Annotated in this window: 17 protein-coding genes; 15 read left to right on the top strand and 2 right to left on the bottom strand. The window is 37.6% G+C overall.

Going from position 1 to position 18,397, the window contains the following annotated elements:
• The first annotated feature begins 3 nt into the window (after positions 1-3).
• The 6 genes from RTL21_RS04205 to RTL21_RS23215 all read left to right on the top strand — a co-directional run bounded on the left by RTL21_RS04205 (position 4) and on the right by RTL21_RS23215 (position 6,141).
• Entirely contained in the window at positions 4-1,341 is a 1,338-nt protein-coding gene (locus tag RTL21_RS04205) for an FAD-binding oxidoreductase (protein WP_312093698.1), read from the top strand.
• 49 nt (positions 1,342-1,390) lie between these two features.
• Positions 1,391-2,203, top strand: a complete 813-nt coding sequence (locus RTL21_RS04200; RefSeq protein ID WP_312093696.1) for an ABC transporter permease — start codon at positions 1,391-1,393, stop codon at positions 2,201-2,203.
• Between the two features lie 48 nt (positions 2,204-2,251).
• Positions 2,252-3,247: an ABC transporter substrate-binding protein gene (locus tag RTL21_RS04195; RefSeq protein WP_312093622.1), complete on the top strand. Its 996-nt coding sequence runs from the start codon at positions 2,252-2,254 to the stop codon at positions 3,245-3,247.
• A gap of 2 nt (positions 3,248-3,249) precedes the next feature.
• Positions 3,250-4,572, top strand: a complete 1,323-nt coding sequence (locus tag RTL21_RS04190) for an amidohydrolase family protein (RefSeq protein WP_312093620.1) — start codon at positions 3,250-3,252, stop codon at positions 4,570-4,572.
• Between the two features lie 30 nt (positions 4,573-4,602).
• Positions 4,603-5,841: an amidohydrolase family protein gene (locus RTL21_RS04185; RefSeq protein ID WP_312093618.1), complete on the top strand. Its 1,239-nt coding sequence runs from the start codon at positions 4,603-4,605 to the stop codon at positions 5,839-5,841.
• Between the two features lie 81 nt (positions 5,842-5,922).
• Positions 5,923-6,141 carry a beta family protein gene (locus RTL21_RS23215; RefSeq protein WP_396954418.1) on the top strand — a complete coding sequence of 73 codons (219 nt, stop codon included), beginning with the start codon at positions 5,923-5,925 and terminating at the stop codon, positions 6,139-6,141.
• Here the strand turns inward: RTL21_RS23215 and RTL21_RS04180 are convergent.
• Positions 6,133-6,702, bottom strand: coding sequence for a sce7726 family protein (locus RTL21_RS04180; protein WP_312093616.1), 570 nt, complete (start codon positions 6,700-6,702; stop codon positions 6,133-6,135). The two genes, RTL21_RS23215 and RTL21_RS04180, sit on opposite strands and share 9 nt — an antisense overlap.
• Before the next feature lie 497 nt (positions 6,703-7,199).
• On the opposite strand from RTL21_RS04180, the gene RTL21_RS04175 reads away from it, so the two are divergent.
• The 7 genes from RTL21_RS04175 to RTL21_RS04145 all read left to right on the top strand — a co-directional run bounded on the left by RTL21_RS04175 (position 7,200) and on the right by RTL21_RS04145 (position 14,257).
• Positions 7,200-8,429 carry an MFS transporter gene (locus RTL21_RS04175; RefSeq protein ID WP_312093694.1) on the top strand — a complete coding sequence of 410 codons (1,230 nt, stop codon included), beginning with the start codon at positions 7,200-7,202 and terminating at the stop codon, positions 8,427-8,429.
• 238 nt (positions 8,430-8,667) lie between these two features.
• On the top strand, positions 8,668-9,441 hold the full coding sequence (locus RTL21_RS04170) for an IclR family transcriptional regulator (RefSeq protein ID WP_312093614.1): 774 nt from the start codon (positions 8,668-8,670) through the stop codon (positions 9,439-9,441).
• A 96-nt stretch (positions 9,442-9,537) separates the two neighbouring features.
• The gene (locus RTL21_RS04165) at positions 9,538-10,773 is read left to right on the top strand and encodes a Zn-dependent hydrolase (RefSeq protein WP_312093612.1); all 1,236 of its coding nucleotides are present in this window, start codon (positions 9,538-9,540) and stop codon (positions 10,771-10,773) included.
• Between the two features lie 101 nt (positions 10,774-10,874).
• Positions 10,875-11,660 carry a dihydroorotate dehydrogenase electron transfer subunit gene (locus RTL21_RS04160; protein ID WP_312093610.1) on the top strand — a complete coding sequence of 262 codons (786 nt, stop codon included), beginning with the start codon at positions 10,875-10,877 and terminating at the stop codon, positions 11,658-11,660.
• Positions 11,657-12,574, top strand: a complete 918-nt coding sequence (locus RTL21_RS04155) for a dihydroorotate dehydrogenase (protein WP_312093608.1) — start codon at positions 11,657-11,659, stop codon at positions 12,572-12,574. Before RTL21_RS04160 ends, RTL21_RS04155 begins: the two co-directional genes overlap by 4 nt.
• 38 nt (positions 12,575-12,612) lie before the next feature.
• On the top strand, positions 12,613-14,010 hold the full coding sequence (locus RTL21_RS04150; RefSeq protein WP_312093606.1) for a dihydroorotase: 1,398 nt from the start codon (positions 12,613-12,615) through the stop codon (positions 14,008-14,010).
• 61 nt (positions 14,011-14,071) lie between these two features.
• The gene (locus RTL21_RS04145) at positions 14,072-14,257 is read left to right on the top strand and encodes a hypothetical protein (RefSeq protein ID WP_312093604.1); all 186 of its coding nucleotides are present in this window, start codon (positions 14,072-14,074) and stop codon (positions 14,255-14,257) included.
• Positions 14,258-14,306: 49 nt separating this feature from the next.
• Here the strand turns inward: RTL21_RS04145 and trmL are convergent, their stop codons facing one another.
• Complete coding sequence (gene trmL, locus RTL21_RS04140) at positions 14,307-14,777, bottom strand: tRNA (uridine(34)/cytosine(34)/5-carboxymethylaminomethyluridine(34)-2'-O)-methyltransferase TrmL (protein ID WP_312093602.1); 471 nt, start codon at positions 14,775-14,777, stop codon at positions 14,307-14,309.
• 300 nt (positions 14,778-15,077) lie between these two features.
• On the opposite strand from trmL, the gene RTL21_RS04135 reads away from it, so the two are divergent.
• Both RTL21_RS04135 and RTL21_RS04130 read left to right on the top strand, forming a co-directional pair.
• On the top strand, positions 15,078-15,578 hold the full coding sequence (locus RTL21_RS04135) for a sigma-70 family RNA polymerase sigma factor (protein ID WP_312093600.1): 501 nt from the start codon (positions 15,078-15,080) through the stop codon (positions 15,576-15,578).
• Between the two features lie 205 nt (positions 15,579-15,783).
• The gene (locus RTL21_RS04130) at positions 15,784-18,291 is read left to right on the top strand and encodes a bifunctional diguanylate cyclase/phosphodiesterase (protein ID WP_312093598.1); all 2,508 of its coding nucleotides are present in this window, start codon (positions 15,784-15,786) and stop codon (positions 18,289-18,291) included.
• The last annotated feature ends 106 nt before the right edge of the window (positions 18,292-18,397 follow it).

Genomic DNA, 18,397 nt, shown 5'->3' with positions numbered 1-18,397 from the left:
TTTATGTGGTTAGAGAAATTAATAGAGTTAGTTGGCGAAGAGAAGGTAATTATAAGTGAAAGTCAAAGAGAACGACTGTCAAAGGATTATTATTGGTATTCCCCTGTACTCTTCGAAGAGCTAAAGGATAAAGTCGCAGATTGTGCTGTAAAACCAACCTCTATCGAAGAAATAAAAGAAATCGTCACCTTCGCAGTAGCTAATAAAGTGCCAGTAACGATTAGAGGAGCAGGAACCGGAAACTACGGGCAAGCGATCCCTTTAAAAGGCGGAATTGTTCTCGATTTGACGAAGCTAGATAAATTACTAGAACTGACGGAAAGCACCGTGAAAGTACAGGCAGGAATGCGTCTTGGCGTATTGGAGAAAACGTTGCGGAAACAAGGAAAAGAACTAAGGATATATCCTAGTACTTTTATGACATCAACCGTAGGAGGCTTCCTATGTGGTGGTTCTGGCGGAATTGGATCCATTCGTTGGGGCAACTTATGGGACGGCAATATTCTTGGCGTTACAGTTATGACATTTGAAGGGGAGCCGAGAATCTTTGAGGTAGTAGGAGAGGAAATGGAAGACTACATACATAATTACGGGACTACGGGGATTGTATTGGAAGCCATTTTGCCAGTGGAAGAGAAGCAAGAGTGGACCCAACATATTATTTCCTTCCCAACCTTTAAAGAGGCTGTAAAATTTGGCGATGAGCTAGCACATAACGAAGCGATCACAAAGCGTCTTGTGTCTGTGTGTGAATGGCCGATTCCATCCCATTTCCATTCTCTAAAAAACGTCCTTCAGGATGATAAATCGATTACCATGCTGGAAATTGAAGAATCCTGTTTGAAGGACTTACAGCTTTTAGTAGATAAATATAGTGGAACTTCTGATTTAATAATCCCTGCAAGCAATTATCATAAAGGATTAAAAGTATCTGATTTCACATGGAATCATGCAACCCTTTGGGCCCATAAACATGGAGAAAATATGACATACCTGCAAGCGAGATTTAAGGTGGATCAAATTTTTGAGCAAATGGATACACTGAGAGAAAAATTTGGAGAAGAAATTCAATTTCATTTTGAGTATATCAAAATAAAAGGCGAGATTACGCCAGCCTCTTTACCGGTTATCCTTTACCAATCAAAGGAAAGACTATATGAAATTATTGATTTTTGTAGAAGTATAGGCGTGGAAATTAACGATCCTCATACGTACTTGCTTGGCTTTGGCGGCTACAATTTGAAAATGGAACAAATCATGAAAAAGAAACAGGAAAATGACCCATTTGATTTATTAAACCCAGGGAAGATTCCTGTAAAGCAAGAATCAGAGATTATCTAAAAGGAGGGATACGATGGAACAGGCAACACAAAAGGTTACAGAAGTTCAAATGGTAGGGATAAAAACCGACAAAAAACTGCGCAAAGTATTAAATGTTTGGATTCCTCCTTTGATTGTATTTGTATTGTTTATGCTTATTTGGCAATACGGTACTGTGCTATTTCAGATCCCTCCCTATCTATTGCCAAAACCAACAGATATTCTTCAGGCTTCAATCGAAAATTGGGAGAATCTTAGAAATGCCGTTACGCGAACGATTACTGCTTCCATCATTGGATTTGTATTTAGTGTAATTGGAGGTGTGGTTGCGGCGATATTGATGGCGAGTTCGAAAATTATGGAAAGAAGCTTATATCCATATGCTATTCTTCTCCAGACGATTCCGATTGTTGCGATTGCTCCGATTATTGTTATCTGGTTTGGCTCTGGAACTAATGCGATTGTGATTATCGCTTTTACAATTGGATTTTTTCCGATGCTATCGAATACACTAGTAGGCTTAAATGCAACAGATCGTGGCATGATCAATCTATTAACCTTATACCAGGCTTCTAAATGGAAGATTATGTGGAAGGTTCGCATTCCTTTTGCGCTTCCTTATATTATGGCAGGCTTAAAAATCTCCTGTACACTTGCTGTCGTTGGTGCCATTGTTGGGGAATATATCGCAGGCATTGGTGGAGGAGATGGCGGGTTAGGGTATGCCATTACAGTGGCTTCTAGTCGGATGGAAACAGCTTATTTATTTGCCTGTGGAATCTCTGCCAGTATTCTGGGCATCGCATTCTTCCTATTGGTGAATCTATTATCTAAGTGGGTTTTGGGATCTTGGCATGAATCAGAAATGAAACGAGACAGTTAATAAACAAGCAAATTTTTTGCTAGATAAACGAAAAGGGGAACTTAGTTGATGGGGAAAATTAAATCGTATAAAAAGTTTGGCGTGTTGATCACTGCTATGTCTATGCTGTTGCTTGCTGCCTGTGGAGATACGAAAGAATCAGGAGGTTCTGCTAAGGAGGGAGAATTAGAAAAGGCTAAACTAGTGACAAACTGGTTTGCGCAGCCGGAACACGGTGGGAACTATGCTGCCTTAAAGCAAGATTTCTATAAAGAAGAAGGAATTGATATGACCATTGAGCCTGGTGGTCCGCAAATCTCTTCTACTCAAATAGTGGCTTCAGGAAAAGCTCAATTTGGTTATACGCAAGCAGAAGATATCTTAATTGCCAGAGATAAAGGGATTCCGTTAGTAGCGATTGGGGCAATCTTCCAAAAGAGTCCACAAGTATTAATTGGACATGAAGGAGCATTGAAGGATTTCAAGGATCTTGCTGGAAAAACAGTATACACCGCGCCAGGCAGTGGCTATTGGGAATACATTAAAACAGCATATGATTTAGAGGTAAAAGATATGGCCTATACAGGATCATTAGCGACCTTTATCGATGACCCAAATGCGGTAACCCAAGGATATGTTACTTCTGAGCCTTATGTTTTAGATCAGGATGGGGTAAAAACAGACTATTTATTCATCCATGATGCTGGTTTTGAAACATATGCCAATGTTATTTTCACGACAGAAGATGTGATTAAAGATAATCCTGAGTTGGTTCAAGCCTTTATGAATGCAACGGTTAAGGGCTGGGAATATTATCGTGATCATTCTGATGAAATTAACCCTTTCCTAAAAGAGAAAAATCCAGATTTATCACTGGAATTAATGGATTATGGAGCTAAGGAAGAAGAAGAATTGATTTTTGGCGGCGATGCTAAAGAGCATGGCTTTGGCTATATGTCTGATGAACGCTGGACAAAGCTCCAAGAAGAGCTGTTGGATTTAGAAATTATTAAGAATAAAGAAGATGTTTCGAAAATGTTTACGAATGACTATTTAGGTAAGTAGAGATGAAGGATATGCAATTGACGAATGTTTCTCTGCCATTAGTAGATTCGGAAAAGCTATATACAGTAGTCATTCAACATGGCATCTATACAAAAATAGAACCGCAAACGGAAAAGAAGCATGGAAACTCTGCCGCATTTCATGAGATTTGGAGCAATCGAACAAGTCAGCAAGAAACCATAGATATGGAGGGAAGAATTCTTCTTCCCTCTTTTATTGATATTCATACCCATCTCGATAAGGCATTTTCCTTAAAAACTGTGCCAAATAAGTCTGGAACGTTAATAGAGGCAATTAGGAATTATAACGAGAAAGCAGCAGGTTTTTCCAAGGAAGAAATTAAAAAACGAGTAATGAAGGGAGCCCTTCAAGCATTGTCGTATGGCACCACACATATACGAACCCATGTGAACTTTGAATGGAATATATCGAATGAGCTGGCATTAAGTCATTTACAAGCAGTGTTGGAAGCAAAGGAATTGTTAAAGCCTTATATTACCTTACAGGTTGTTCCAATGTTCTCCGATCTTTCTTTGAAGCACGAAAAAGAAAGAGACGTACTAAAGGAGGCAATTTCCTACGGGATTGATGGGATTGGCGGAGCACCACATTTATCTCCGAATGCAACAGAAGACATGGATCAACTGTTTGCCTTAGCTGTTAAATATGATAAATTTCTAGACCTTCATGTGGACGAACAAGATAATCCGGAAATTTGTACGATTCAACGTGTCATCGATAATACGAAGAAATGGAATATGCAAGGAAGAGTCACGGCTGGTCATTTATGCTCTCTATCTGCTATGACAGAGGAGAAATCCAATCGAATTATCGAGGAGATGGCACTTCAACAGATAGCTGCTGTTACTTTGCCTGGCGCCAATATGTATTTGCAAGGAAGAGACGATAAGGGACTAGTGCGAAGAGGCATAACAAGAGTGCGTGAAATGCTGGAGAAAAAAGTGCCGGTGGCAACTGCGTCGGATAATGTAAGTGATCCATTCCATCCCTTTGGTCGATTTGATTTATTGCAGATAGGGCTGCTTACTGCCTATACGGCGCATTTGGCTAGTGAAGAGGAATTGCTAGCAGTGTTAAAAATGATTACCGAAACTCCTGCTATTATCTTTGGGAAAAAGGAACATGGAATAAAAGAAGGAGCAGCAGCGGAGTTTGTTCTGTTTGATGCCACAAATATATACGATCTTTTTGCCAATTTATCTCCTACACGCTATGTATACAAAAATGGTGAGTGGATAAGTGGTTTTCACTCCGAGCATCACTTTGGGCAGGGAAAAATAAGTAGGTTAGTAGAGAATCTATGACATTACGATTAGAGAATGGAGGGAGAGAAGATGTTCGATTTGGTGCTAAAAAACGCTCAGCTTCCCTTTCAGACGAATAGTGCAAATATAGGAATAAAAGCAGGGAGAATTCTCTCCATTTCATCGGAAAATTTACTAGGAGCGAAGGAATTGGATTTAGAAGGAAACGTTGTATTGCCGCCCTTTGTGGAGATGCATACGCATTTAGATACGGTGCTCACAGCAGGGGATACAGTATTCAATCAATCCGGTACATTAGGAGAGGCGATTGATATTTGGTCGATTCGAAAGCAGTCCCTCACAAAGGAAGATGTGAAAAATAGAGCTTCCAAGGCCCTCAAAATGCTAATGGCATATGGCGTATTATACGTTAGGGCGGCAGTGGACATATCTGATCCCAACCTAACAGCACTGCATGGGATCATTGAATTAAGAGAGGAGCTTCAGTCGCTCCTTTCTATACAAATTATTGCTTTCCCCCAAAACGGCATCGTTTCATGTCCAGAAAACCAAGATCGTTTAGAAGAGGCAATTTTGCTAGGCGCAGATGCAGTAAGTGCTGTGCCACATTTAGAGCATACGAGAGAAGAAGGAATCCAATCATTGGAATTCGCCTTTTCGCTAGCGAAAAAATATGAAAAAGAGATTCATATTTTTTGTGATGAAGTAGATGATGAACATTCCCGTTTCCTTGAAGTAGTCGCAAGCCTTACGTTAAAGGAAAAACTGGAGGGGAAGGTAACCGCCAGTCATGCCAATGCCCTGCTTTATTATTCTGATGCTTATGCAAATAAAGTGATGTCCTTGGTTAAGCAGGCGAACGTGACAATCGTTTGTTGTCCTCTCGTAAACACGACGATGCAAGGAAGAACGGATTCTCATCCAAAAGGGAGAGGGATTACACGCCTAAAGGAGTTAGCGGAACAAGGCGTAAATGTATGCATTGCCCATGATGATATTCGAACACCATTTTATCCATTCGGAAATGGAAACATTCTACAAGCAGCTCACATGGCTATTCACTTAGCTCATATGACCGGAAGAGAAGAGTTAAAACAAATAGTGAACATGCTTACTATCAATGGAGCAACTGCATATTCTATACAGGATCAGTATGGGATAGAAGTTGGCAAAGAAGCTAACCTTGCCTGTTTCCCAGTTAAAGATGTTTACGATATTTTCTTTAAACAACCAAAGTGTAGATATTTATTTAGAAAGGGAGAGCTGATGGTGGAAACGGAGCCGGAGAGAACTTGTTGGAATATCTGAGAGATGGCTTAAGGTAATTAAAGTTTCTTGTATGGTACTGATTTTTTGATCTATTAAAATGAATTCACGAAAAATTCAAATATTACAAAATTAATTGGTGATGATGGTGAATTAACGTTTTATGAAGTATGTAGAGAATTAATTGATCAGGACTTCTATCCAGGGAGAGAATTTTCTTTTGGAGATGAGGAAATTTATAAATGTGCTAATCAAGAAATAATAATTGGCGATCATCAGTCTCCTATCGCAATATCAGTTAACCATCATATAGAGACTACAGTCGCGCAGCTGTTAATCTAACCGCCAATTATCTCGGAATTTTAAAGTATTATATACAAATTCCTTAATAATACTAAAATCAGCTTCTTCTTGTAAAAAAGACAGGAGCTGTTTTTTTCTCATTTTCTTATAGGATTTAGGATATCCTAAATAATCAATTAATCCTTCAAGTTCTTTTTTCCATAGCAATTTTATGATTAATGTAGGATCTTGCTGAGAGACTTTTCTCCCTTTTCGGATATTTATAAGTCGGGTGTTATCTTTACTAACTGTCTTTATCCCCCACCAACTAGGGATAATCTCTTTTATTTGTTCTACATATTTTCTAGAAACAACAATAGTCATTCTTTCAAATGCCTTATTATAATACTCGATTTGTCTAGGTAATCTTATTAGTGTATCTAAATCACTTTTAATCTCATATCCATGCATAATCCCATTAACTACTGCCACATCAACTCGACTAGCTCCAAAGTCCAAACCTAACTCGTTAATAATCCTTGTATCTTTCCGTCCCTTATATTTTTCATTCAACTCCACCAATAATAATTTTCTGATTTTAGCATCATTTAATAGTTCCAATTTAATCACCTAAATATAATAATATTGACAAATAACATCAAAAACAAGACAAAGTTTTTGATGTTATAATGCCATTTTTAACCTTATACGGGATTATATTTTCTATAATTCTTCATAACTTTATGTTTTCCTTTTATTATTAGTCTAGCATTCACCATTCCACAGAAATAAAATCCAAAAAAAGCATTTTTCATCTCCAATTAAAACCTTCACTACCTAATACAATCTCTTTTTTTGAAAACTGAAAATAAAAAATATGTTATATTTTCTGACAATATGATAGATTTATAAAATAGTTAATAGTATTATACGTTTATGCTACTTAATTTTGAAACATCGTTCCGTTTGGCGGAACATCTGACAGTATAGATTATATTCTACGAGAGAGAGAATAGGATTATTATTTATTGTTTCTGACAGAAAGAGGAAGACATTTTTGAGAGGTAGCTAGAATGAAAGAGCCATATTTGGGCAAAGGGAGGATATAACCAGTGAATATGAAAGCATATGAAACAACAGAGGTGCAAGAAAAGAAAATAACAGGTTATCAGTGGAAAACGCTATGGTCTTCTACGATTGGGTATGCCATGGATGGATTGGATATGATGATCTTATCCTATACCTTGCCACTGATTATTGCCTTTTTTGGCATTAATCAAGCAGAGGCGGGAAGTCTTTCTACTATTACATTGCTTGGAGCAGTAGTCGGCGGGATTGTGTTTGGGGTAATGGCTGATAAATTTGGGCGAGTACGTGTGTTTACATGGACTATTTTAATTTTTTCTGTTTTTACAGGTTTATGTGCTTTTGCTCCTAATTTAGAAACCTTTGCAGTCTTCCGCTTTTTAGCTGGGTTAGGACTTGGGGGAGAATTTGGAATTGGGATGACCCTAGTAAGTGAGACTTGGCCGAAGAAGCTTCGATCTCGCGCTACATCTGTTGTAGCGGTTGGCTTTCAATTAGGGATTGTTCTAGCTACCTTAACTGTATTGTACATTGCGCCAAAATTCGGTTGGCAGGGCGTATTCCTTGCAGGAGTAATACCAGCAATTTTTGCTTTTTGGTCTCGAAAAAATTTAAAAGAGCCAGAGGTTTGGACAAAGCTTAAAGAAGAAAATAAAAATAAAATTGCGATTGGACAATTATTTGCTTCCAAGAAAACAACGAAGATAACGATTGGCTTAATTATTGCTACAAGTGTTCAAAATTTTGGTTTTTATGGAATTATGACTTGGATGCCAACGATGCTTGCATCAGAGCTAGGCTATAATTTTAATAAAACGACGTTATGGACGGTAACTACTATTATCGGAATGATTGTGGGTATCTTAATCTTTGGTTATTTGGCAGATAAAATTGGACGCAGACCTTCTTATATAGCCTTTCTGTTTGCAGCAGCCATTATTGTATGGGTTTATTTCCAAGTTACTTCTACGGCAGCCTTATTGCTTCTTGGAGGAGTATTAGGATTCTTTGTAAATGGAATGATGGGAGGATATGGAGCGCTTCTAGCGGAACATTATAATACAGAGGTTCGTTCCACTGCTGAAAATATCATTTTTAATGTAGGGCGAGCAATTGCTGGATTTGCACCATTAGTTATCGGCTATATTTCGCTTAATCATTCTTTAAGCTATGCACTTAGCCTATTATCTGGTGTATATATTTTATCTGCATTAGCCTTTATCTTTTTAATTCCTGAATCTAAAGATAAAGAAATCGTATAACGAACAAGGCAGGGTGTTGTAGAAGAGATAATCTGCACTGAAAAGATTCGATAAAGATAGAAGTATCTTTAGAATGAACAATACTATTAGAAAAACGTTATTTACCGTTTTTATGGCGATTGGTTCATTTGGATGTTTTTTGTGAGAGAGAAGGGTGCTTCTATAACACCTTCTCTTATTCTGAAAAAATGAAACGGTGTTCCGCTAAGAGGAACTCATTTGGAGGGAGAGAAAAGGCTTGGAATGGTTAAATCGATTTACTGATGTAATGGACTGCCTTTCTTCTAACCCGAATATGGGGATGGGAGTAAGTGAACTTGCTAGAGAAACCAATTTAAGCAAGGGTACAATTCATCGAATGCTAACAAGTATGTGTGAGTATCAGCTTGTTATACAGGATAATGCTTCTAAACAATATTATCTTGGACCAAAAACAATGCTTTGGGGAAGTCAATTTTTAAGATTGCAGGATCCTATCAAGCTATTAGGTCGGTATGGAGAAAAATTATCCAATGAAACCAATCTATATACATTCATTAGTCGATTTCATGGAGGGGATGTGTACTGTGTTTATACACATCAACCATCTGATTTACGCAATAAGTATTTTGTCCATGTCGGGCAACGGATGCCGATTCATTCTGCAGCTGCAGCAAAAGTAATTGTTGCATATCAAGAGGAAGCGATTATTGAGAAGATGCTGCAGGAAACGAACTTTGAGGCGGCCACCCCATTTACCAAAACAAATCCTATCCAAATAAAAGAAGAGTTACAAGAAATCTATCATTCCCAGCTTGCTTTTTGCATCGAAGAATTGGAAATGGGCGTATCGGCTATTTCTGCTCCGATATTTTATGATGATAAAAAAACGAATGTAAGTATAAGTATTGTTGGAGCAAGTGATTATATGGAGATACATCAAGAAAGCTTAAGGAAACAAATAAACGAAGTGGCACAAGATGCAAGTGAATATATGAAATCTATGCATCTATTAAGCTCTATTCGCTTATAAAGAGAGGTGTGGGAATAGGAACATGATAATGAATAGATAGGATTATCATGGCATGAGTAGTTTTTCTCCATAACCCACCGTTAAGGAGATAGAAGGATGGATCGAAAAAGAAGATATGAAGAACTTTTAAATAATATGAATCAATATAATTCAGGAACGGAAGGAATCACAAGGGTTGCCTTTACGAATGAGGAACAGGCATGTAGTCATGCATTTATGCGATTGTGCAAAAATGAAGGCCTAGAAATTAGGATGGATTACTGCGGAAATATTATTGCCAAAAGAGAAGGAAAGAACAAGGAACTCCCTCCAGTAGTAATAGGGTCCCATCTAGATACTGTTTATCAAGGTGGTAAATATGATGGCGTAGTAGGGGTGACAGCAGGATTAGAAGTGATAAAACGACTAAATGAACAAAGAATCGAAACCGAACATCCCATTGAAATTATTTCCTTTGCTTGTGAGGAATCCTCAAGGTTCGGTGTGTCTACTGTTGGAAGTAAGGCGATGGCAGGAACACTGCAAAAAGAGAAGTATCAGCATTTAAAGGATAAGGATGGAATCACCTTTGAAAAAGCTCTTTCTCTTTGTGCGTTACGATTTGATCAATTGGATTTAGCAAGTAGAGCGCAAGAACGCTTTAAGGCTTTCTTTGAATTGCATATTGAACAAGGCCCCATTCTCATGAATAATGACAAGAAAATTGGCATTGTAACAGGGATTGCCGCACCTGTCCGATTAATTATCGAAATAAAAGGAGCAGCCTCTCATTCTGGTACCACCCCAATGAATATGCGCAAGGATGCCCTCCTTGGAGCAAGTGAACTAGCCCTTGCTTTAGAAGAAGCGGCTAAAAGGGAACAGCATAATGGAACCGTTGCAACGATTGGCGTGCTTTCCATTCCAATGGGGGCAATGAACGTTGTTCCAGGAATGGTAGAAATGAAAGTAGATATACGCTCCACTTCTGTTACATCAAGAAATAAGGTACTCGATGCTCTTTATAAAAGGATGGAAGATGTAAAGGAAGTAAGAGGGTTAGAGATTAGAGCACAGGAGATTAGTAAGGAAGATCCTGTTCAGTTATCAGAGGAGCTTTCTCTAAAGGTAGAAAAAATTTGTCTGGAAAAAGAGCTTCCCTATCAATGGATGCAAAGTGGGGCAGGGCATGACGCCATGAATATGACTTCCTTAGGTCCGGTAGGCTTAATCTTTATTCCTTCCTTAAACGGAATTAGTCATCATCCAGATGAGCATACCGATTTAGAAGATATATTGAAAGGAATCGATGTATTAGAGGCAGCTGTTCTGGAGCAGGCGATAGGCGTATAACCGGATTGATGTTCTTTCTAAAAAAAGAGGAATCGCTCTAAGATTCTCGTACGGAGATTACGATAGCGAAGTGCAGCGAGACAGAGGGGAGAGAGAAAAGAATGGCAGTGAAGACGGAAATTATATTTAATAGGCAAGTAAGCAAGCGATATTTTCATCTAAAAGTAAAAGTCCCAGATAAACAGCTTTTCCCCGTTCAAGCAGGACAGTTTTTTCATATCAAATGCAGTGATGACCAAAAGCCTTTGCTTCGCAGACCGTTCAGCATTTTTCGAATAAATGAAGAGGAAGGTACATTGGAGTTTCTTTATCTAGTGAAAGGCATAGGGACAAAGGCGTTAGCACTGCGAAGACCAAAGGAAAAGCTGGATATATTAGGACCATTAGGGACGAGTTTTACCATGAAAGAAGAAAGTCGAAATATTCTTGTTGTTGCAAGAGGGGTAGGGATTGCAACTCTTTCAGCTCTTGCGTTTAAAGCGAAAGGTGAGAATGTTTCGTGTTTTGCGATTATAAGTGCAAGATCACAAGAGGATTACTTAGTGGAAGCGGAGTTAAAGGAAGCTGGTGTAGAAGCAGTTTTTGTGAATGACGAGGATGGAACAAGTAATCCTCAGTGCGTACGATTTTTAGCGGAAACACTTATTAAAGAAAAGAAGATTGATGGAATTTATACATGCGGTTCACGAAGATTATCAATATTAATGAAGCAATTAGCCTGTGAGTATGAACTATTTGCTGAAATTGCAGTGGAAGAAAATATGGGATGCGGGATTGGTTCCTGCTATGGATGTGTGTGTAATGTGGAAGAGGAGGAACGCATTCGTCCTGTACGGATTTGCATGGAAGGTCCTGTCTTGCCATTAAAAAAGGTGGTTTTTGCATGAGTGGGTTGGAAGTAACGTTAGGCAAGCTTCATTTAAAAAATCCAATAATGCCGGCATCGGGAACATTTGCTGAACAGATGACGAACTATATAGATGTCAATCAGCTTGGTGCGATTATTCCCAAAAGTATTACGAAGCATCGTCGAACAGGGAATCCAACTCCGCGCATATGTGAAACGAAGGCTGGTGGCATGATTAATTCGATTGGGATTCAAAGTGAAGGGTTAACGTATTTTAAGGAAAAGACGATCCCCTTTTATGCTTCCTTTTCTACACCATTTATTCCTAGTGTTTCAGCAGATAGTATCGAGGAATTTACCGAGGTTTGTGAAGAACTTGGGGAAATGGATGAGGTGGATGCCATCGAATTAAATATTTCCTGTCCAAATTTGAAAAATAATGGGGTAGCTTTTGGGATGGATCCATCTGTATCGTACGAATTAGTTAATCGTGTGCGAAAGGTGATAAAGAAGCCGATTATTCCGAAGCTATCACCCAATGTAACCAGTATTGCAGAAATTGCTCGAGCATGTGAAGCAGCTGGCGCAGATATTTTAACGGTTTCTAATACTTTTATAGCAATGTCTATCGATGTTCACACACGAAAGCCGAAGATTAGCAATGTCATGGGAGGATATTCAGGGCCAGCTATTTTACCACTTGTCGTGCGATTGGTTTACCAAGTACATCAAGCTACTTCCCTCCCGATTATAGGATGCGGGGGCGTAATGACTGGTGAGGATGCAGTGGAATTAATGTTAGCAGGTGCTTCTGCTGTTCAAATTGGAACAGCTTCCTTTGTTGATCCAGAAGCCATGATCACAATACGTGAAGAGATAGAAGACTATATGAAGCTGCATGGAATAAAGGATATCCAAGAGATAATTGGTGGAGTAATGGTTCATAAACCTTAGGAAGTTTTTTGCTGATATAAATAAAAGGAGTGGAGAAAATGTTGTGGGATCATGTGATAAAAAACGGCTATTTATATAATGGAGATGGATTTGATAAAGGGCATCTCTATATAAAAGATGGAAAAATTGCTGCCATCTCAAACGAAGAGTTAGAGGGAGAAGCCTTGGAAGTAACAAATGGAGAAGGATTGTATGTGTGTCCTGGCTTTATTGATACACATATTCATTCAAGAGATCCAGGTCCCACATATAAAGAAGATTTTTATTACAGTACCCAAGCAGCAGCTGCAGGAGGAATAACCACTGTTTTTGAAATGCCAAACACGAATCCTCCTATTAATAATGTCGGAAATTTCGAGAAGCAAAAGGAAAATCTCACATCTAAAGCACATGTTGACTTCGGGATATGGGGGATTTGTTTAGGAGATGTCAATCGAAAGGATATTCTTCCCCTTCATCATGCTGGTGTTATTGGGTTTAAGTTTTTCTGGGGATATGCGATTAATAAAGAGACCTTCCAGCTAATGTATAACTATAAGGATGGGGAAGAAGGAGTCATTCCGCCACTCTCAGATGGAGAGGTATATAGTATTTTTCAAGAGGTGCAAAAAACAGGGCAAATTCTTGCTATTCATGCTGAAAATAATCAAATTATTCAAAGGTTAACAGAAGAAGTAGAGGCTTCTGGAAAAAGAGATTATAAAGCACTTCTGGAAGGGCGTCCGAACTTAGCAGAGGAAATGACGATTCAATCTGGTATTGCGCTTGCAAAAAATCTTGGAACGAGACTGCATATCCTTCATGTAAGCACAGGAGAAGGCGTTAAACTAGTAAGACAAGCACAAGCGGATGGATTTTCGAATATTACATCAGAAACTTGTCCACATTATCTCTTTTTATCCAATGAGGATTATGATAGAGTTGGCCCGCAAATGAAAGTATATCCTCCTGTTAAGTATAAAAAGGATCAAGAGGAGCTTTGGCGAGGGATTCAGGACGGAACAGTATCCGTTGTCTGTTCAGACCATGCTCCCCATACGGAAGAAGAAAAAGACGGAAGTCTCTGGGACATACCTGCTGGAATGTGCGGAGTAGAAACACTTGCCCCATTGTTGTTAAATGCAGTTAGCGAAGGGAAAATTTCTTTGGTAGATGTATGTAAGCTACTCTCTGAAAATCCAGCCAAGCAATATGGAATTTATTCGCAAAAAGGATCCTTAAAGATAGGAACAGATGCTGATATTACGATAGTGGATATAAATAAAAAACATACAATTAGAAGAGAACAGCTTCATAGTAAAAGTAAAGTGACAGCTTACGACCAAACACCTATTACAGGAATGCCTGTGGCGACAATCGTTCGAGGCATAAAAGTGATGGACAATGGGGAGATCATTAGCCAGCCAATTGGTAGAATTGTCACACCGCGGAGATAAGCAGATTTTGGTTAATAGTAGATAAAAAGACGTTGTCAAAATGTAGGAGGAGAGAGGATAAATGAATAAACAAGACAAATTAGATTCATTTGTAAAACTATATCATTTAATTAACTTTTACTATGAAAATCGTGACCAGCCAGCAGATAAAGAATTTGATTTCTTTGAAGAAGTGAAAACCAATTGCGATACATTAGAAATCGATTATGACTCCTTTATTCAAGAGCTTCGCCTGCAGCGATTGTAAGAGGAGACGGCACTGCAAATAAAAAAATCTTCCATCTGGGAAGATTTTTTTATTTTAAATTAGGATATCCTTGCTGACGTAAAGCTTCAAATACTAAGATAGCAGCTGTGTTGGAAAGGTTCAGGGACCGAATATGTTCGGTCATTGGGATTCGTAAAAAATGATCTTTATTTGTTTCTAGTAAATCTTTTGGTAATCCCGTTGTTTCTTTTCCAAATATGAAATAATAATCCTTTGATTGATCCGTGAAATCGTAGGATGTATAGGTTTTTTCAGCAAATGTTTCAATATAGTAAAACTCACCTTGGTTTTTTGTGAAAAAGTCTTCCAATGAGTCATAATAATTTATGCTTGTAGTCTCCCAGAAATCAAGACCTGCTTGTTTGATCATCTTTTCATCAGTTGAAAAGCCAAGTGGTCGAATTAAATGCAAGGCTGTATTTGTTCCTGCACAAGTACGTGCAATATTTGCAGTATTAGCCGGAATTTCTGGCTGATATAATACAACATGTATTGCCATGAATGTCACCTCTATCTTTCTTTTCCCCTTCAAATTATAGCATAATTTCTTCTAGTTTCAGGTAGTCCTTGAAAATAACCTACATATGCCACTTGGATTAAAATTTTCATAGAAAAATTGAATTATTACTATTTATCAAGTAAGCACTACCCAAATAGAAAGATAAAACTCTATTACAGGAAAAGAATTCCATATTTTACATATTTACTTTCTTTTCCTTCAATCGATGTACAGCTCTTCATTCTATAAAGTAAAGATACCTAGGAATAACAAAGAAAAGTGCTTTTCTAAAAGGAACCGATGATGAAAGGGAAGACATATGATCAACTAGTAGAGGAATTCACGCCGATGATCCACCATATGATGAAAAAGCTGGCAATTTATAAAGATAAGCCAGAGTTTTACCAAATTGGCTTAATCAGCATCTGGGAAACAACCAATACATTTAATGAAGAAAAGGGCAAATATAGCAATTATTTATATCGTCATATGCAGGGAAGATTTCTCGATGAATTGAAGCGCCGGACAAGAGAGGCAGAAAGAAGCACCTATCCGAGTGAAGAATTTTGGGAGGTGATGGAAAGTCCGGTTTTATATCGAGAAGAAGCGGACTACATAAAAGGGCTTTGTTATGAATTAAACGAAGGAGAAACAAAATGGGTGATTGCTACCTTTGTTGAACAGCTGACCGTCCAAGAAATAGCGAAGAAGGAACAAGTCTCTCCTTCGGCAGTGAAATGGTGGAGGAAGGGAGCGAAGGAGAAGTTGAAGCAGACACTGGATCCTAAAAGAGGGGCATAATTATTTTATGGAAAATTAGTGAAAAGGTGGAACCTCGGAGACTAGTAACAAACTTAACGAAAATATCTTTATTTATAATAGGAAATCCTTTATTTGGATTTATAACCATTTTTTCTTAATAAATTGTCCGAGAATCCATATAGCACAAATTTTGATAAAATTATATAATGTATTGTATATGATTGTAAAAAATAGGGAGAAAGCTATGAAATTAGAACCGTTTATTAATGCAAGTCCGGATATTATTGTTTTAAAAGATAAAGACGGACGCTGGATTGAAGCGAATAGTAAAACTTTAGAACTTTTTAATATAGAGGAATATCAAGGTAAAACGGAAGATGAATTAGGAGAACTATACCCTCATTTTGCTGTATATGTGCCTGTTTTTATGAAAAGTGATCTTCAGGCTTGGGAGACAGGAAAACAGATAGAAGTAAAAGAGTCTGTTATTTTCAATAATTCGGAACGAATATATGAGGTAATTAAGGTACCGATATTTGATTCAGCTAGAAATCGCCAAAACCTGATAGTATTTGGGCGAGACATAACGGAATTGGAAAAAAGTGAACAAACGTATAAATCTCTATTTTTACACGATCCAGATGGAGTATATACCTTGGACAAGGCAGGGAATTTTTTAGATGTTAATAAAGTAGCAGAAGAAATTAGCGGGTATAAAAAAGAGGAATTAACGAAATTAAATTTCTGCGATTTGATAGTACCTGAAAAACTTCCGAAAGTGATGCAGCGTTTTAACAAAGTAATAAGTGGAAGTATTCAAGGTCTTGAGTCTCAAATAATTCGAAAAGATGGAGGCATTAGGGATATCAAATTGACCACTATTCCATTGAAGTTAAATGATCGAGTTATCGGTATACATGGAATCGCGCAAGATATAACAGAAAAGAAAAACATAGAGGAACTACAAAAGAAACAAAAGACTATTTTAGCGAGAATTGCAGTTGGAGAGCCATTGGAACAAATAATAGAATACATTACTGAAAGTGTAGAAGAACTTTCAAAAGGGATTTGTTCTATTATGTATTATGAAGAAGATCATAATTGGTTGCGTTTTGGTTATGGTCCAAAGTTAGACCCTGAATTTATTGAAAAAATTGATAAGTTTCCTGTAGGTGAAAATTTTGCATCCTGTGGACATTCAGCATATACGAAAGATTTAAAAATTGTATCTGATATACAAACAGATCCATCATGGTCAAATTGGAAGGAAATTGCCCTGACAAAGGGTTTGCGTTCCTGCTGGTCATTGCCCATTACCTCTTCTAAAGACTCCGTATTAGGAACATTTGCTGTTTATTATAAAGAATCAATGGAACCAAAGGATTCTGATATTGAAATGCTTAAAGATTTTAGTCATCTGACAGGAATTGCATTGGAGCGCCATTACCATGAAGAAAAGATTAAATATCTAGCTAATTATGATAGTTTAACAAATTTACCGAATTTGCGATATTTAAAAGAGGTCTTTCCGAAACGCTTACAAGAAACGAACAACCTTGCTGTTATGTTTTTAGACTTAGATAACTTAAAACCACATAATGATACTTTTGGTCATTCTTCTGGAGACAAGTTAATACAAGAAGTAGGGAAACGAATTCAAGATGTCATAGGAGAAACGAATGTTGTTGCACGTATGGGCGGGGACGAATTTGTTCTATTAATTAGTAATTGTAATAATAAATCCATGCTACGTGCATTGGCAGATAAAATTCTCAAAGCAATAGAAGAGCCAATCATTATCAATGGTCAAGAATTTTCCACCTATGGGAGCATAGGCATAAGTCTTAGTGGGAAACATGGTCAAACATTTGAGGAGCTTATGAAAAACGCTGACATAGCTATGTATAGTATGAAAAAAATGGGTGGGAACGCCTTTAATCTGTATGATCCAAAAATGAATAAAAACGCTATTAGTGCTTTTCAATTAAAAAGTAATCTTAGAAAAGCACTGAAAGAAAATCAATTTGTTCTTTATTATCAACCCAAAATTAATACAGAAACAGGTACTATTATTGGAGTGGAAGCATTAATTAGATGGATGCATCCAGAGAAAGGATTGATCAATCCTGCCACCTTTATTCCCCTAGCGGAAGAAAGTGATTTTATTTTACTGCTAGGTGAGTGGATACTTAATAAAGCATGTGATCAAATAAAAGAATGGGAAAAGTTAAATATAAAAATCCCCATCGCCATAAATGTATCGATTAAACAGCTATTAAAACAAAATTTCGCAACACTAGTAAGCGAAAAACTGACAGAGTTTAAGATTTCTTCAGAATATCTCGAAATAGAAATAACAGAAAGTATGTTATCTAACCATGAATCGCTGATTAGGGATACGGTCTCCAAATTGCGGAATATGGGAATAAAGGTTTCCATTGATGACTTTGGAACTGGATATGCTTCCTTCATGTACTTAAAACAGTTTCAGGCGGATACCATTAAAATCGATAAAACATTTATTAGCAATCTTCCTACTAGTCAGGTAGATATAGCCATTGTTTCAGCTATCATCATTCTTGCTTCAGAATTAGGTATGAATGTGATTGCAGAAGGTGTAGAAACGCAAGAACAATTTGACTTCCTAAAAGACAAAGGGTGCAGTCAACTCCAGGGATACTTATATAGCAAGCCCCTGCCACCTAATGAAATACTTTCATTATTAAAGGGGGCAGAGGGACGGTTCTTGTGAGGTCAATGACCTCACATAGAACCGTCCCCCAACTCAGGTAAAAAACATCATATAATTTGATTTTCTGAGAAGTATAAAGGCAAAGGGACTTATATTTGTGCTTTCT

This window comes from Niallia sp. (assembly GCF_031978665.1).
Classification (GTDB): Bacteria; Bacillota; Bacilli; order Bacillales; family Cytobacillaceae; genus Niallia.
Note: the sequence above shows the minus strand (reverse complement) of the source record. Positions and strands in the feature narration are given on the sequence as shown.

What these genes read in the sequence shown, in the direction of transcription:
- RTL21_RS04205 (WP_312093698.1), top strand. Translation starts at nt 4, where the DNA reads ATGTGGTTAGAGAAATTAATAGAGTTAGTTGGCGAAGAGAAGGTAATT.
- RTL21_RS04200 (WP_312093696.1), top strand. Translation starts at nt 1,391, where the DNA reads ATGGTAGGGATAAAAACCGACAAAAAACTGCGCAAAGTATTAAATGTT.
- RTL21_RS04195 (WP_312093622.1), top strand. Translation starts at nt 2,252, where the DNA reads ATGGGGAAAATTAAATCGTATAAAAAGTTTGGCGTGTTGATCACTGCT.
- RTL21_RS04190 (WP_312093620.1), top strand. Translation starts at nt 3,250, where the DNA reads ATGAAGGATATGCAATTGACGAATGTTTCTCTGCCATTAGTAGATTCG.
- RTL21_RS04185 (WP_312093618.1), top strand. Translation starts at nt 4,603, where the DNA reads ATGTTCGATTTGGTGCTAAAAAACGCTCAGCTTCCCTTTCAGACGAAT.
- RTL21_RS04175 (WP_312093694.1), top strand. Translation starts at nt 7,200, where the DNA reads ATGAAAGCATATGAAACAACAGAGGTGCAAGAAAAGAAAATAACAGGT.
- RTL21_RS04165 (WP_312093612.1), top strand. Translation starts at nt 9,538, where the DNA reads ATGGATCGAAAAAGAAGATATGAAGAACTTTTAAATAATATGAATCAA.
- RTL21_RS04160 (WP_312093610.1), top strand. Translation starts at nt 10,875, where the DNA reads ATGGCAGTGAAGACGGAAATTATATTTAATAGGCAAGTAAGCAAGCGA.
- RTL21_RS04155 (WP_312093608.1), top strand. Translation starts at nt 11,657, where the DNA reads ATGAGTGGGTTGGAAGTAACGTTAGGCAAGCTTCATTTAAAAAATCCA.
- RTL21_RS04150 (WP_312093606.1), top strand. Translation starts at nt 12,613, where the DNA reads ATGTTGTGGGATCATGTGATAAAAAACGGCTATTTATATAATGGAGAT.
- RTL21_RS04145 (WP_312093604.1), top strand. Translation starts at nt 14,072, where the DNA reads ATGAATAAACAAGACAAATTAGATTCATTTGTAAAACTATATCATTTA.
- trmL (WP_312093602.1), bottom strand. Translation starts at nt 14,777, where the DNA reads ATGGCAATACATGTTGTATTATATCAGCCAGAAATTCCGGCTAATACT.
- RTL21_RS04135 (WP_312093600.1), top strand. Translation starts at nt 15,078, where the DNA reads ATGATGAAAGGGAAGACATATGATCAACTAGTAGAGGAATTCACGCCG.
- RTL21_RS04130 (WP_312093598.1), top strand. Translation starts at nt 15,784, where the DNA reads ATGAAATTAGAACCGTTTATTAATGCAAGTCCGGATATTATTGTTTTA.